Genomic DNA, 14,277 nt, shown 5'->3' on the forward strand with positions numbered 1-14,277 from the left:
AATAAGTTAATACTATCTTTATATTTTGGGTATGAGAAAGGGAGCAGAAATGATGGCATCCGAATTAAATCTGTTACAGAAGAAGATACTGACTGATGGAGTGATTAAACCGGGAAACGTACTGAAAGTGGACAGTTTCCTTAATCATCAGATCGATGTGCCTTTTATCAGTGAGCTGGGGAAAGAATTTAAAAATATATTTGCCCATAAGAAAATAGATAAAATTCTGACCATCGAAGCTTCCGGCATCGGTATTGCCTGCCTGACAGCCGTATATTTCGGCGTGCCCGTGGTATTTGCCAAGAAGTCGGCCGGTTCCAATATGGATACCGATGTATATGCAACGGAAGTGAAGTCTTTTACCCATAATAAAGTGAACCATGTGGTGGTTTCCAAAAAATACCTGAATCAGGGTGAACATATCCTCATTATGGATGATTTCCTTGCCAACGGCTGCGCCGTAGAAGGGCTGATGGACCTGGTTTCCCAGGCAGGCGGTATCGTAGAAGGAGTAGGCATCTGTATTGAAAAGGGCTTCCAGGGAGGCGGCGATGCCCTGCGTGCCAAAGGAGTGGATGTCAGGTCCCTGGCTATCATTGACAAGATGGATGCTGCTACCGGCACCATTACATTCCGGTGAGGTTTCTGACCATGAAAACAAATGACCCCATTTACCAGCTGAAGGGAGAAATCTCTGTCCGAAAGGCAGTGCCCTTCGGCCTGCAGCATGTGCTGGCCATGTTTGTGGCCAACATTGCGCCTATCCTTATCGTAGCAGGAGCAGTGAAAATGTCGCCGGAAGAGTCCGGCGCCCTGGTGCAGTCTGCCATGATTGTGGCAGGCCTGGGTTCTCTTCTGCAGATGTTCCCGCTGTGGCGGCTTGGGAGCGGCCTTCCCATCATTATGGGGATCAGCTTCACCTTCGTATCGGTGGCCTGCGTCATTGGTACAAAGTACGGCTACGGCGCCGTACTGGGGGCAGCCCTTATCGGCGGTGTGCTGGAAGGGATTCTTGGCCTTGGAGCCACCTGGTGGAAGAAATTTGTGCCTCCTATTGTATCTGCTTCCGTAGTGACGGCTATCGGTTTTTCCCTTCTTCCCATTGGGGCCAATTCCTTTGGCGGCGGCTTTGGCGCTCCCGATTTCGGCGATGCGAAATATCTCATTGTAGGTTCCATTACCTTGGTTTCCTGCCTGATTTTTAATGTGAAGGCCCATTCTTTCTATAAGCAGCTCTCCGTTCTTTTTGGTCTGGTAGTAGGTTATGCAGCTGCCTATTTCTACGGCATGGTGGATTTGGCCCGTATCAGCCAGGTATCTATTATTTCCGTTCCCTCCATTCTTCCGGTTCCCCTGGAATTCCATCCTGATGCGATTTTTTCGATTTTCCTTATTTTTCTTGTTTCTGCCACCGAGACCCTGGGTGATACCAGTGCCCTGGCAGCCATGGGTTTTGGCAGGACACCCACCAACAGGGAAGTCTCCGGCTCCATTGCAGTGGATGGCTTCATTTCAAGCCTGTCATCCCTTTTCGGCTGCATGCCTATTACTTCCTTCAGCCAGAACGTAGGCCTTATCGCCATGACTCACGTGGTAAACCGTAAAGCTATCGGCTGCGGCGCTGTCATCATGATTCTGGCTGGCCTCATTCCCGCTCTTGGCGTCATTCTGGCTTCCCTGCCCAATGCGGTGCTGGGCGGCTGCACCCTCATGATGTTTGGTTCTATTGTGGTGAGCGGTGTCCGAATGCTGGGGGACTGCGGTTATTCCCAGAGAAATATGAGCATTGCAGCCCTTTCCCTTTCCATCGGGTTGGGATTTACCCAGACACCCCAGATTTTCCACATCTTCCCCGATCTTTTCCGCAGTGTATTTGCGGATAACTGTGTGGCTGTGGTCTTCATTGTGGCCATGGTATTGAACCTGGTATTCCCGAAAGATAAGGAAAAAGATGAGGGAGATAAGCCGGAAATCGTGGAGTAGGACTTTTGCTGACACGCCCTTTCGGGCGTGAGGGATGACGGCCCTTCGGGCCGAAGTTTGGCGCGCCTATGGCGCGAGGGTTCTTGGGTTTGACAGCGGCTCCGCCGCTGAGGGTTCTGGTAGGCGCCCTTCAAAAGAAGGGGCGCCAGTTTGGATTAAACCTTTACAACCGGGCTTTCGCCCGGGGAAAACAGGCAAACCGCCCTGCGGGCGAAGTGGAAGCCCCCTTTGGCGGCTGATTCACCGTAATACTGCTCTCGCTGATGAATCCAAAGTTATGATTTTTGCCCGCTGTCCTCCATGTCAAGGCAGCTTCGAACCGCCATAGGTTTTATTAAAAAATTTTCTCATCAAAAAACAGCTGTGAAAAATGTTTCATCATTTTCACAGCTGTTTTTATTTGACTATTTTACCAGCTCACTAGTCCACTAGCCCACTAGCCCACTAGTCCACCAACTCACTGCCATTCATAGTTTCATACGAAGGAGACGCACGGAGTAGAGGATGCAGAGGAGGGTGACGCCGGTGTCTGCAAACACAGCTACCCACATATTGGCATAGCCCAGAAGGCCCATAATCATAACGGCGATTTTGACGAAGAGGGCGAAGGCCACGTTCTGCCAGGCCGTGGAAATGACTTTTCGGGACAGTTTGATGGCCTGGGGGATGGCATGGACGTCGGAATTGAGGAAAACCACATCGGCTGCTTCAATGGCGGCGTCAGCGCCGCTTCCCATGGCGGCCCCTGCATCGGCACCGGCAAGGACAGGGGCATCATTGATGCCGTCTCCTACGAAGAGCACGGATCCTTCCTTCCTGCGCAGGTCTTTCATAATGGAAAGTTTATCCTGAGGAAGAAGGCCGGCATATACTTTAGAAATGCCTGCTTTTTCTGCCACGGCTTCTGCGCTTTTCCGGTTATCACCGGTCAGCATAATTGGCGTAACGCCCAATTTTTTGATTTCGCTGATGGAAGAAAAGGCATCTTCCTTCAGTGCATCAGATATGGTGATACATCCCAGAAGGCTTCCTTCCTTTGCCATATACACTACGGTGCCTTCTCCATGAAGCGCATCCAGTTCCTGTTCGGAAATGCCGGCCTTTGCCATGAGGCTTCTGTTTCCGGCATAAACGGATTTCCCATCCACCATGCCTTCCACACCAAGGCCAGCCGTTTCATGAAGATTTTCTACATGACACAGGGGGAGATCCTCTGCATGGGCAGCTTCAACAATGGATTTTCCAATGGGGTGGGTGGAGTAGATTTCACAGGAAGCGGCCAGGGAAAGAATGTCTTCTTTCTTATATTTCCCATAGGGAATGATGGAGCGGACTTTGAATTTTCCTTCTGTAATGGTGCCTGTTTTATCCATGACAGCTGCTTTGATTTTGGCAATCACTTCCATCACTGTGCCGCCCTTAAAGAGAATGCCATCTTTGGAAGCTCTTCCTATGCCTGCAAAGAAAGCCAGAGGAACGGAAATGACAAGGGCGCAGGGGCAGGAAATAACCAGGAAAGTGAGGGCAGTATAAATCCATTTTTCCCAGTCAGCGCCAAAGAAAAGCGGAGGAATCACAGCTGTCAGCAGGGCGGCTGCCACGACGGCCGGCGTATAAATTCTGGAAAAACGGGTAATGAAGCGGTCAATCTTCGGCTTACTGGCCACTGCATTTTCCATGGAATCTAGAATACGGCTCACCATGGATTCGGAAAGAATTTTCATGACCTGGATTTTAATGGTACCGGTCATATTCACGCAGCCCGAGTCTACATGGCTGCCTTCTTTGGCGGTTACAGGTTTCGGCTCTCCGGTAATAGCAGATGTATCGATTTCCGTACTTCCTTCCACAATCAGTCCGTCCAGGGGGATACGGTCGCCGGGGCGGACCAGAAGGATATCGCCCACTCTGGCATCTTCCGCCGGAAGTGTTTCCATCTTATCCCCGGTTATGCGGTGAACCACCTCGGGACGAAGGTCTACAGCCGCCATAATCTGGCTGCGGCTTCTGTCGCTGGCCAGCTCCTGCAGATATTCACCGATGCGGTAGAAGAACATGACGCCCACAGCTTCAGGGTATTCCTGTATGCCGAAGGCTCCCAGGGTGGCAATGGTCATGAGGAAAGTTTCATCGAAGAATTCCCCATGGGTCACATTTTTCAGGGCTGTCCATACAATGGGGCCGCCCAGAATCAGGTAGGAAATAAAGAACAGCATGTTTCCGTACAGTTCCGGCATAGCCAAAGCCTCGACAGGATGATAGTGGAACAGCATGCCCAGAACGAAGAAAAAGCCGCCAATCCAAAGCTGTCCTTCTTCTGTGAATATTTTTTTGTAAAAAGGAACATCCTCTGTCTTTGGAGAAATTGATGTTTTTGGGGGACGTACTTTCTTTTTGATTGCCGTAGGCGATTCCACTTCATTGCACTTTTCTGTAAGCTCCGGAATCAGGCTGTCCGGATCCTCTGCGGTGAGCTTCATGGTTTTGGTAGCGTAGGAAATGGAAGCGGAGAGAACACCGGGCTGGCGGTTAATCAGCTTTTCCAGCTTCAATGCGCAGGCGGCGCAGTCCAGAGTAGGAATCTCATAAGTTTCCGTCCGGTAATTGGACTTATCTTTTGGCGGAACGATACCGACCGATTCATCTACGCTCCGGCATACAGCAAGGACTTCCTTCAAAAGGGTATCGGGGTCCTCTTTGGAAATGATGCGCAGTTCCTTATTGCGGAAGGAAATGGCCGCAAAGAAAACAGAAGGCATTTCCCGAATCTTCCCTTCCATTTTAGCGGCGCATTCCATGCAGTCCAGATGCTCCATATGGTAAAGGGAGCGGTGGTAGGTTTTTCCAAGGAAATCACAGCGGCAGCTGTCAAGGCTTTTCCCGCAAATGTCGCAGTCCTCTTCCTCTACACAGGCAGAACAGTGGCAGTTCGGCGCGTGGCCTTTTTGATGATGGATTCCTTTATCATGGAAATGGCCGAAGGCCCGCCGTTCGTCGGCATCAATGGCCTTTTCGTCTTCCATAATATCTTTTTCGTTCGCTTTATACCTGGCCATTTCAGGATCATGGGAATGGTCGTGATGAAGGGGCTCTTCTTCATGGTGGTGGTCATGACCGCAGCAGCCATGATGATGGCTCTCCTCTCCTTCATCCTCACTTCCGGAATCATCTTCATGAACATGACTTTCTTCGTGATGCTGGTGATGGCAGTGGCAGCAGCCGCAGTTATGGGCATGCACTGTTTCTTCTTTTTTATTCATAGGGTTTCCTCCTTGCAGATATAGGATACAGGGTTCTTTCTTTATCTGATTTTAGCATCGTCGCAATATAGAGTAAACCGTTCATGAAAAACACTTTAAAAATTCAAGTGATAAGCAGGACCATATAAAAGCAGCGCCCTTGAAAGAAAAAGAGCGCTGCTTTTGTATTCCATCCCCAGGTCATTGAGAACACCGCCGCATTGGTACCTTTCGGCAGGGGGACTCAAAAAACATTCTGTATTTTTTATTCATTTTCCTTCACATTTTCCGGTACTACGGTCAGTGTTTTCTGGTGGGTATAGTTCACCAGCCCCGGCGGGCCTCCGGGAATTTTCTTCACATAGCGGATAAGGGTATAGTCCACATCCACCTTACCGGAATCTCTTCCTTTGCTGTTCCAGGCGGCCAGGGCGGCAGCCTTCACCAGGGTTTCTTCAGGAATGGTGTCACCGGATGCTTCAATCACTACATGGGAACCGGGAATAGCTTTGGCATGGAGCCATACATCGGTTTTTGCCGCCTTATGCAGGGTGAGATATTCATTCTTTGTATTACTGGTGCCAAACCATACCCGGAAACCATCAATCATACGGTTTTCTATCTGGGGTGCCTGGGATTTTTTATTCGATTTCCCAGATTTTTTCCTTTGGCCCTGCTTTCTATCAATACCCAGATTCTTCAGCTCTTCCTTTAATGCTTCCAGTTCCTGTTTGGTGGTAACCTGTTCAGCAAAGTAAAGAGTATCATTCAGATAGGCAAGTCGTTTATCGCATTCGTCCAGCTTTTCCTTTCCAATGGCAGTCCTTGTTTTCATTTTATTGTATTTCTTGAAATACATCTGGCTGTTGGCGGAAACGGAAAGAAGGGGGTTCACCGGTATGGTCTCATCTTCCGGCGGATCTTTGAACAGATTGGAAAGGGTAAGGGAAGTCCGGTGGTTGATTTTTTCATAGGCATAGATGGAAAGGAGGGTGCCCCAGAGCTTGTACTGGTCCATACGGGACGTTTCTTCCATTTCTTCTCCTATTTTTCTTTTCTTTCGTTCTTCTCTTTTAATAAGAGTATGAAGCTGCTTTTTGTAGTCCTGTACAGCCTGACTGATGGAACCGGCTCCGCTTTCCGCCTCTTTTTCTATAAAGGGGAGGACATCTGCTTTTTCCGGCTCCTGCTTCATCATGTGAAGAGGAATGGGGCTGGCAGATTTCTTTCCTTTTTCATTCTTATATATATATAGGACATCGGATTTGGCAATGGCCGAGGAAAGAGCACACAGGGCGGTGACTACACGATTTTCTTCCTCTTCGGTCATGGAAGAAAGAGAGAGGTCGGCAGGCACCCTGCTTTCATGGGCCAGTTCGTCCGCCAGGTAACGGGAAAAACCGTTAAACTTGGAAAAGAGCCAGCTGTCTAAAGGGATGTCTTCGTTTTTGGAAAAATCCAGAATGTTTTTTATTTCTGCTTTGTTAAATTTCATGAAATCCATGCGGGCAGAGCGTCCCGGAAGACTGTAAGTCTCTCCAGGCACTAGGAGACGGTCCAGCTTTTTACCCCGGAGACAGGCATCTATGATTGTATTTCCTTCCGAAAGAACTATGTTGGGGGAAGCAGGGAGAAGTTCCACCCAGAGGGTGCGGGTCACGATTTCACTGCCTGCTTCGATACGGTCAAAGGAAAGAGATACGACCCGGTCCATATCTGCCTGTTCGATTCTGGACAGGCGGCTCCCTTCCAGATATTTTCTGAGGGTCATACAGAAGGTCTGGGAAGGGGAGTACTGCTTCCTGTTTTTTGCCCTGCCCGTAAGGTAAAGAAGAGGCGGATTATAGGTGTTGATGATAAGACTTACAATATCTCCGTCCTGGCAGAAAAGCTCTAAATCCATAATGCGGTTATCTATCTGGTGCACCTGCCGTACCTGACAGGAATCCAGCTTTTCTTTGAGTTTTTTTACAATCATATATAATACAGCGCTGTCTATCTGCATGATTTCCTCCTGCATAAGCGTTTAAAGATAAATAATTATGGTTTAAGTATATCATACTTGAAGGGTCCTGGTACGGCAGGAACAGGGGATTTCAGCCCTGTCCTTTTAGGACAGGTATAGGCGCTGCCTTTGGAGAAAATACCGGGCGTTCCCTGTATAAACAGGAACAGGCTGATTCCTGTGGTTGATAGAGACGTGACAGGAATGGTAAAATATAGATTCAGAATTAGAAAATCTTCATTCATATACAGCTGTAAGCAAGGAGGAATTATGCATTTTGTAAAATGGCAGGCCTTGGGCAATGATTTTGTTTTTGTTAATGGCTTTAAGGAAAAACTGGAAGAAGTCACAAGGCATACAAAAGAAATCTGCGATCGTCACTTCGGCATCGGCGCTGATGGTATTATATTTGTTCTCCCTTCTGATAAGGCCGATTTGAAGATGCGGATTTTTAATTCCGACGGTTCAGAAGCAGAAATGTGCGGCAATGGTATCCGTGCTTTTGCCAAGTGGGCCCACGAACTGGGACTGGTGAAGGAAAAACGGATTTCTGTGGAAACCGGTGCCGGTATCCTTTATCCGGAAATATTGGATAATGGCATGGTACGGGTAGACATGGGATGCCCCCATCTGGATGCCAAAGAAATTCCGGCAGAAGGTTTCGGCGAAGGTCCTATTGTAAATCAAACGCTGGCCAATGAGAAAAATGGGAAATCCTACCAGGTTACCTGCGTGTCCATGGGGAATCCCCATTGTGTGATTTTTGTTGATGATGCAGAAGCTGTTCCGGTCACGGAGGAAGGCCCCAACTTGGAAACAGACCCTCATTTCCCAAAGAAGACCAATGTAGAATTTGTAGAACAGCTTTCTCCAAACCATCTCAGGATGCGGGTGTGGGAAAGAGGCGCCGGCGTGACTCTGGCCTGCGGCACCGGTACCTGTGCCACTGTGGCAGCCGCTATTTTAAACGGCCGGGTTTCCGGCGGTGCTGACGTAACCCTGGATGGCGGACAGCTTCATATCGAATGGGACGGAAATCCCAAAGACCATATCTTTATGACTGGTCCTGCAGAAAAAGTATTTGAAGGAGACTATCTGCTGTAATTCATCATAAATGGAGGCATTGCATATGAACAGCATGACCGGCTACGGACGAGGCAGCGCAGAAAATGGACGGGGCATCGTGACAGCAGAGCTGAAATCGGTGAACAGCCGTTTTTTGGAAATTAATATGAGAAGCGACCATTTCTCCGCTTTCCTGGAAGACAGGGCATCCCGGAAAATCAAAGAAACCCTGCATCGTGGTAAAGTGACCGTTTACCTTTCTTTCCAGCCTTCTGCAGAAGGAAGAAATCTGAAGGTAGTACTGGACAGGAATCTTCTGGAAGCCTATGCAGCCGCTTTAACGGAAGGCCGGCGTATGAAGGGACTGAAAAACAGAAAACCTTTTATTTCCGATCTTCTGACCCTGCCGGAAACTTTTCTCCATGTAGAAAAAGAAGTCCTGTCCGATGAAGAGCTGGCGCCTCTGGTGGATGAAGCCATGGAGAAGGCGCTGACTGAACTCACAGACATGCGGGCAAGGGAAGGGGCCAACTTGAAGAAGGACCTGGAAAAACGAATTTCTTTCCTTAAAGAAAAGAGAGAATTCCTTTTATCCCGGCAGGATGATGCGGCCCGGGCCTATGAGGAAAGGCTGAAAGAGAGAATCAATAAAATCCTGGAAGACCGGAACCTTTCCATAGATGAGGGGAGAGTACTGGAAGAGGTGGCTCTTTTTTCAGAGAAGGCTGACTATACGGAAGAAGTTGTGCGTTTTGGAAGCCACTTGGACCAGTTCAGTCATATCCTTGAAAGCAATGAGCCTTCAGGCAGAAAACTTGATTTTCTCCTCCAGGAAATCAACAGGGAAGTCAATACAACCGCTTCAAAAGCCAGTGACACCGAAGTGGTTGACTGTGTTATAATAATCAAGACAGAACTCGAAAAAATACGCGAGCAAGTCCAAAATATTGAATAAGGAGCTATCAAAAGTGGGTTTTTCTTTAATTAATATCGGTTTTGGCAATATGGCGGCGGCAGCCAGGGTTATGGCTATCATCAGTCCGGAATCAGCACCGGTTAAACGTATGATCCAGGACTGCCGGGACAGAGGCGAACTGATCGATGCCACCTATGGCAGAAAAACAAGGGCTGTTCTCATTATGGACAGCGGACAGATTATCCTTTCCGCCGTACAGCCGGAAACCATTTCTCACAGGTTAACCAATAAAGATACAGTCATTAACGAAGGATCGGACGATTAATCATGGATACAAAGAAGAAAGATGAGGGAATTCTGCTGGTGGTGTCAGGCCCCAGCGGTGCCGGGAAGGGAACCATCTGCAGTGCCATTCGTTCCATTTATCCCAATCTCCATTATTCTGTTTCTATGACCACCAGAGAGCCCCGTAAGGGAGAGGTGGAAGGGGAAAGCTACTATTTCCGGACCAATGAGCAGTTTGAAAAGCTCATCAAGGAAGATGCTTTCCTGGAATATGCCAGGGTTTATGACCATTACTACGGCACGCCGAAAAAATATGCCCTGGATTTGATTAATGAGGGGAAATCGGTACTTCTTGAAATCGATATCCAGGGAGCCATGCAGGTGAAGAAGCGCTATCCCAAGGGCGTTTTCATCTATATCGTCCCGCCGTCCCTTAAAATTCTCTCCGGCCGTCTCCATGATCGCGGAACCGATTCGGAGGAAGTCATCCAAAAACGTCTCTCCCAGATTACCAGCGAACTGGCCATGGCCCATCAGTATGATTACATCGTGGTGAATGATGTACTGAAAGATGCGGTGCATAAGACCTGCTCCATTCTGGAAGCGGAAAAATGTAAACTGTCTCGCAATGAAGGACAGATTGAAACCATTTTCAAACAATATATCAATAAGGAGGTACCTTTAAAATGATGTGTTTTCCATCTATTGACAGTCTTGTGAAGAAAGTAGATTCCAAGTATACCCTGGTTACCCTGGCAGCAGACAGGGCCCGTGAACTGACCGATGGCCAGCCTCCGCTGATTCCTGATGCAAAGAACAAGAAACCGGTGACCGTGGCACTGGAAGAAATTTACAAGGATAAGATTACCTACAGCTTTGATAAATAACAGACTTTGAGAATGTACCGATTCATTCCATCACCCCATGAATCGGTACTTCCCTGAGGAAATGGAATTTCCGGGAAGGATTTGTAAATGTTTGAAAATAAACATATTGTGGTAGGCGTATGCGGCGGAATCGCCGCATACAAAGCGGCCGGCCTTGTCAGCCGGCTCAGACAGGCCGGTGCCGACGTGCACTGCATTATGACTGCCAATGCAGCCAAGCTGGTTACCCCCATTACCTTTGGCGAACTGTCCGGCAATGATGTGACAGTGGATATGTTTGCCAATATCTACAAATGGGATGTGGAGCATATTGCATTGGCCCGCATGGCTGATGTATTCGTCATTGCTCCGGCCACTGCCGATATCATCGGCAAAGTGGCAAACGGTATTGCAGACGACATGCTTTCTACCACCGTCATGGCCACGAAGGCCAAAGTGATTTTCGTGCCGTCCATGAATACCAATATGTATGAAAATCCCATTGTACAGGAAAACATGGCTAAACTCCGTGCTCACGGCTATCTCTTCGTAGAACCGGAATCAGGACATCTGGCCTGCAACACCAATGGAAAAGGCCGTTTCCCTAAACTGGAATCCATTATGGATGCTGTAGAAAAGGCACTCTTCGGCAAAGGCCTCCTGAAGGGTAAAAAGATTATCGTCAGTGCCGGCGGCACTCAGGAAGCCATCGATCCTGTCAGGTACATCAGCAATCGTTCCAGCGGACGCATGGGCTATGCCATTGCCCGGGCAGCTGCCATGGAGGACGCTGATGTGACTCTGGTTAGCTGCACTACGGCACTTCCTGTTCCTTCAGGTGTTAAGATAGAATACGTCCGTGATGCCCGGGAACTCTGCCGTGCCATGAATTCCCATTTTGATGACTGCGATGCCGCCATCATGGCAGCAGCTGTGTCCGATTATCGCCCCAAGGTGCAGGCCACCCAGAAAATCAAAAAAGAGTCCCATGATGTTCTGAACATTGAGCTGACCCAAAACCCTGATATTCTTTATGGTCTGGGGCAGAAAAAGAAAGGCCAGTTCCTTGTAGGCTTTGCTGCAGAAACGAATGATGTCATAGAGCACGGCAAAGAAAAGCTGAAAAGGAAAAATCTGGATATGCTGGTGGCCAATGATGTGGCCATGCCTGGCGCCGGTTTCAATGTACCCACCAACATTGCTTCCCTTCTTTATAAAGACGGTACCATGGAACAGTATCCGAAAATGACAAAGGATGAACTGGGTCACATTATCGTTGAAAAAATAGCTGAAGGCTTGAAACAGCAGTAATAACTGAAAAAAGTGAAAAAAGCGCCGCTTTCTGCGGCGTTTTTTTCGTGGATAGAATAGAGGCAATAGGGTTATGGGAAATGCAGGCGGAAATTTTTTCTTCTATTTTTGAATGATATGGCATTTTCTTCCCTGCAGGGTAATTAAACCGTCTTTTTCCATGGCCCTTAATTCCCGGGAAAGAGCGCTTCGGTTGGCACAGACATATTCAGCCAAATCCTCCCTGGAAAAAGGAATGGTGAAATCACAGCTTCCTGCTTTTTCCGCTTCCATGGAAAGAAAGCACTGGATTTTTGCTCTGAGGGATTTTCTGGAAATCACATTGATTTTCCTCATGAGTTCCTGGCTTTTGGAAGTCATCATGGCTATGAGATTTTTAATAAATACAAGGACATCTCCATCTCCCGCATGACGGAGGAGACGGTCATAGGGGATAAAAAGCACTTCCGCTTCCTCCTGGGCATAAAAAGTGACAGAAGAAGCAGGATGAGGAGAACAGGCAAAATTTTCTCCGAATATTTCCCCTCGGCCCATGGAGACCAGAATATCCTTCTCACCCCACAGGTCCTCCCTGATCATATAGACATGCCCGGAAAGGATAAGGCCTATGCTGCGGATGATTTCATTCTCTTCATAAATATAATTGCCTTTTTTGAAATTCCTGATATAGCAGCCGGCAGTGAGAAGTATTTCCCGAATACGGCTTTCTTCCATATCCCTGAAAAGGGGAAGCCCTTCATAATTTTTATGATTCATGGCAGCCTCCTTAAAAATATCCGTTTTTTATCATTATATCTACTTTATGTTGCGGCGGCAACAATATAGCTTATAGGTATTTCGTATAATAAAAGTATCAGTTCTTTATTTTACATGAGGAGGAAATCAATGGAAAATCAGATGTTTTGCTATCAGTGCCAGGAAACCGCAGGCGGCAGGGGATGCACCATTCAGGGGATGTGCGGAAAATCGGCCCGTACCGCCCATCTGCAGGATGTACTTATTTATATGACCAAAGGCCTTTCCGAAGTCTCCTCCGCATGCCGGCGGAAAGGGACTACGGTGCCTGACCATGTGGCCCATCTGATTGAAGATAATCTCTTCGTCACCATTACCAATGCCAACTTTGATGATACCATGATTGAAGAAAGAATACAGAAAACAGCAGCAGTCAAAGAGGAGCTTCTCCGTTTACTGCCGGATCAGTCCTCTCTTTCTGATGCTGCTCTCTGGAAGCCTTCTGATGGTTCCTATGACAATCCGGAAATCGGCGTACTTTCCGAAAAAGATGAAAATATCCGCTCTCTTCGTGAGCTCATTACCTATGGTTTGAAAGGTCTTTCCGCTTACCTGCGCCATGCAAGGGTTCTTCATAAAGAATCCCGGGAAATCAACGATTTCCTTGAAGACACGCTGGCCCGTCTGCTGGATAGGAACCTTTCCGTAGATGACCTTTTCGCCCTGACCATGAAAACCGGCGAATACGGCGTTAAGGGCATGGCTCTTCTGGATGAAGCCAATACGTCTGCCTATGGACAGCCGGAAATCACAAAGGTGGATATCGGTGTACGCAGCAACCCGGGCATTCTCATTTCCGGTCATGACCTGAAAGATTTAGAGATGCTTCTGGAACAGACAGAGGGGACCGGTGTGGACGTGTATACTCATGGGGAAATGCTTCCTGCCCATTACTATCCTTTCTTTAAGAAATACAGCCATTTTGCCGGGAATTATGGTAATGCATGGTGGAAACAGAGGGAGGAATTCGAATCCTTTAACGGTCCTATCCTCATGACCACCAACTGCGTGGTGCCTCCCAAAGACAGCTATAAAGGAAGACTTTGGACCACCGGTGTGGTTTCCTTCCCCGGCGCCGGCCATATTGATGAGAAAGACGGCAAAAAGGATTTCACTCCTATTATCCGTCAGGCTCTTTCCTGCAAAGGGCCGAAGGAAATCGAAAAAGGCTTTATTACCGGCGGTTTCGCCCATAACCAGGTGCTTGCTCTGGCAGATACGGTGGTGGAGGCAGTGAAGTCCGGCGCTATTAAGAAATTCATTGTCATGGCCGGCTGTGATGGAAGGGCAAGAAGCAGGGAATACTACCGTCAATTTGCAAAAGCTCTTCCAGCAGATACAGTGATTCTGACTGCCGGCTGCGCCAAATATAAGTATAACAAGCTGAATCTGGGAACCATCGGCGGCATTCCCCGGGTGCTGGATGCGGGGCAGTGCAACGATTCCTACAGTCTGGCCCTCATTGCCCTGAAGCTGAAGGAAGTTTTCAACCTTGACGATGTGAATGAACTCCCCATTGTTTATAATATTGCCTGGTATGAACAGAAGGCGGTCATCGTCCTTCTTGCCCTCCTTTCCCTGGGAGTGAAGAACATTCATCTGGGACCCACACTTCCGGCATTCCTTTCGCCGGCAGTGGTAAACGTATTGGTAGATAAATTCGGTATTGCCGGTATCACTACGGTGGAAGAAGATATGAAGATTTTCTTTGGAAAATAGGAAATAACCAGGGAAAAGCAAAAGGAATGCAGGCTGCCTCCTGGACCACCTCGGAAAAAGCTGAAATTTTCAGTTTTCTTCGTTAACTCCTAT

General features: G+C 48.1%; 12 protein-coding genes. 9 read left to right on the top strand and 3 right to left on the bottom strand.

The window, feature by feature from the left end; all coding sequences use genetic code 11:
• Window positions 1–49 precede the first annotated feature (49 nt).
• On the top strand, window positions 50–640 hold the full coding sequence (locus tag NW747_RS08180) for a xanthine phosphoribosyltransferase (RefSeq protein ID WP_273097221.1): 591 nt from the start codon (window positions 50–52) through the stop codon (window positions 638–640).
• 11 nt (window positions 641–651) lie between these two features.
• Window positions 652–1,983 carry a uracil-xanthine permease family protein gene (locus NW747_RS08185; RefSeq protein ID WP_273186720.1) on the top strand — a complete coding sequence of 444 codons (1,332 nt, stop codon included), beginning with the start codon at window positions 652–654 and terminating at the stop codon, window positions 1,981–1,983.
• A 467-nt stretch (window positions 1,984–2,450) separates the two neighbouring features.
• Here NW747_RS08185 and NW747_RS08190 read toward each other — a convergent pair whose 3' ends face one another.
• Together NW747_RS08190 and NW747_RS08195 are read right to left on the bottom strand one after the other, a co-directional pair.
• Window positions 2,451–5,243, bottom strand: a complete 2,793-nt coding sequence (locus NW747_RS08190) for a heavy metal translocating P-type ATPase (protein WP_273186723.1) — start codon at window positions 5,241–5,243, stop codon at window positions 2,451–2,453.
• Between the two features lie 244 nt (window positions 5,244–5,487).
• Window positions 5,488–7,227, bottom strand: coding sequence for an Rqc2 family fibronectin-binding protein (locus NW747_RS08195; protein ID WP_273186726.1), 1,740 nt, complete (start codon window positions 7,225–7,227; stop codon window positions 5,488–5,490).
• A gap of 270 nt (window positions 7,228–7,497) precedes the next feature.
• Here NW747_RS08195 and dapF point away from each other — a divergent pair, with 270 nt between their 5' ends.
• From dapF to coaBC, 6 genes are all read left to right on the top strand, one after another.
• The gene (gene dapF, locus NW747_RS08200) at window positions 7,498–8,331 is read left to right on the top strand and encodes a diaminopimelate epimerase (protein WP_273096020.1); all 834 of its coding nucleotides are present in this window, start codon (window positions 7,498–7,500) and stop codon (window positions 8,329–8,331) included.
• Window positions 8,332–8,356: 25 nt separating this feature from the next.
• Window positions 8,357–9,247 (top strand): YicC/YloC family endoribonuclease, encoded by an 891-nt coding sequence (locus NW747_RS08205; protein WP_273186729.1) that lies wholly within the window; start codon window positions 8,357–8,359, stop codon window positions 9,245–9,247.
• A 13-nt stretch (window positions 9,248–9,260) separates the two neighbouring features.
• On the top strand, window positions 9,261–9,533 hold the full coding sequence (gene remA / locus NW747_RS08210; RefSeq protein WP_008859023.1) for an extracellular matrix/biofilm regulator RemA: 273 nt from the start codon (window positions 9,261–9,263) through the stop codon (window positions 9,531–9,533).
• 2 nt (window positions 9,534–9,535) lie between these two features.
• The gene (gene gmk, locus NW747_RS08215; RefSeq protein ID WP_273186732.1) at window positions 9,536–10,183 is read left to right on the top strand and encodes a guanylate kinase; all 648 of its coding nucleotides are present in this window, start codon (window positions 9,536–9,538) and stop codon (window positions 10,181–10,183) included.
• Window positions 10,180–10,380, top strand: a complete 201-nt coding sequence (gene rpoZ, locus NW747_RS08220) for a DNA-directed RNA polymerase subunit omega (protein ID WP_008859025.1) — start codon at window positions 10,180–10,182, stop codon at window positions 10,378–10,380. Before gmk ends, rpoZ begins: the two co-directional genes overlap by 4 nt.
• An 87-nt stretch (window positions 10,381–10,467) precedes the next feature.
• Window positions 10,468–11,670, top strand: a complete 1,203-nt coding sequence (coaBC, locus tag NW747_RS08225) for a bifunctional phosphopantothenoylcysteine decarboxylase/phosphopantothenate--cysteine ligase CoaBC (RefSeq protein ID WP_273186735.1) — start codon at window positions 10,468–10,470, stop codon at window positions 11,668–11,670.
• 102 nt (window positions 11,671–11,772) lie between these two features.
• On the opposite strand, the gene NW747_RS08230 is transcribed toward coaBC, so the two are convergent.
• Complete coding sequence (locus NW747_RS08230; RefSeq protein ID WP_273186738.1) at window positions 11,773–12,426, bottom strand: Crp/Fnr family transcriptional regulator; 654 nt, start codon at window positions 12,424–12,426, stop codon at window positions 11,773–11,775.
• 129 nt (window positions 12,427–12,555) lie between these two features.
• Here NW747_RS08230 and hcp point away from each other — a divergent pair, with 129 nt between their 5' ends.
• Window positions 12,556–14,184 (top strand): hydroxylamine reductase, encoded by a 1,629-nt coding sequence (gene hcp, locus NW747_RS08235; RefSeq protein ID WP_273186740.1) that lies wholly within the window; start codon window positions 12,556–12,558, stop codon window positions 14,182–14,184.
• Window positions 14,185–14,277: the final 93 nt, after the last annotated feature.

It is taken from the genome of Dialister succinatiphilus, assembly GCF_928721695.1.
Lineage (GTDB): Bacteria > Bacillota > Negativicutes > Veillonellales > Dialisteraceae > Dialister > Dialister succinatiphilus.